Raw genomic sequence first — 792 nt, forward strand, 5'->3', positions numbered from 1 at the left:
GGTGTAGCACCGAAGTTCACCGCGGTCGCACCCGTCAGATTTGTGCCGGTGAGCACGACCGTGGTCCCGCCGGCCACCGATCCTGCGTTGGGCACCACCGAGGTCAGTGTGGGTACCGCAACGTAGGTGTAGGCGACCCCATTGCTCGTTCCGCCCACGGTGGTGACGGTGACCGATACGGTTCCGGCCGCACCCGCGGGGGCGACGGCGGTGATTTGCGTGTCGGAGTCCACGACGAACGAGGTCGCCGGTGTAGCACCGAAGTTCACTGCGGTCGCTCCGGTCAGGGCGGTTCCGGTGAGGACGACGGTGGTCCCGCCGGTCACCGATCCTGCGTTGGGCACCACCGAGGTGAGGGTGGGTACCGCGACATAGGTGTAGGCTACGCCGTTGCTGGTGCCACCCACGGTGGTGACGGTGACCAGTATCGTCCCGGCCGACCCGGCAGGGGCGACAGCAGTGATCTGGGTGGCGGAATCCACGACGAACGAAGTTGCCGGTGTAGCACCGAAACTCACCGCGGTCGCTCCCGCCAGATTCGTGCCGGTGAGCACGACGGTGGTCCCGCCGGTCACCGATCCCACGTTGGGCACCACCGAGGTCAGTGTGGGTACCGCGACATAGGTGTAGGCGACCCCATTGCTCGTTCCGCCCACGGTGGTGACGGTGACCGATACCGTTCCGGCCGCACCGGCGGGGGCAATGGCCGTGATCTGGGTGGCGGAGTCGATCGTGAACGAAGTCGCAGGTGTGCCACCGAAACTCACCGCGGTGGCTCCGGTCAGGTTCGTT

Annotated in this window: 1 protein-coding gene and 1 pseudogene; both read right to left on the bottom strand. The window is 66.8% G+C overall.

The window, feature by feature from the left end; genetic code table 11:
• A partial coding sequence (locus tag ON20_RS25760) for an IPT/TIG domain-containing protein (RefSeq protein ID WP_245547490.1) occupies positions 1 to 656 on the bottom strand: 656 nt, incomplete at its 3' end.
• A 24-nt stretch (positions 657 to 680) separates the two neighbouring features.
• A pseudogene (locus tag ON20_RS40695) lies at positions 681 to 767 on the bottom strand (hypothetical protein); the annotation flags it as partial.
• Positions 768 to 792: the final 25 nt, after the last annotated feature.

The organism is Nocardia brevicatena NBRC 12119 (genome assembly GCF_000308495.1).
GTDB lineage: Bacteria > Actinomycetota > Actinomycetes > Mycobacteriales > Mycobacteriaceae > Nocardia > Nocardia brevicatena.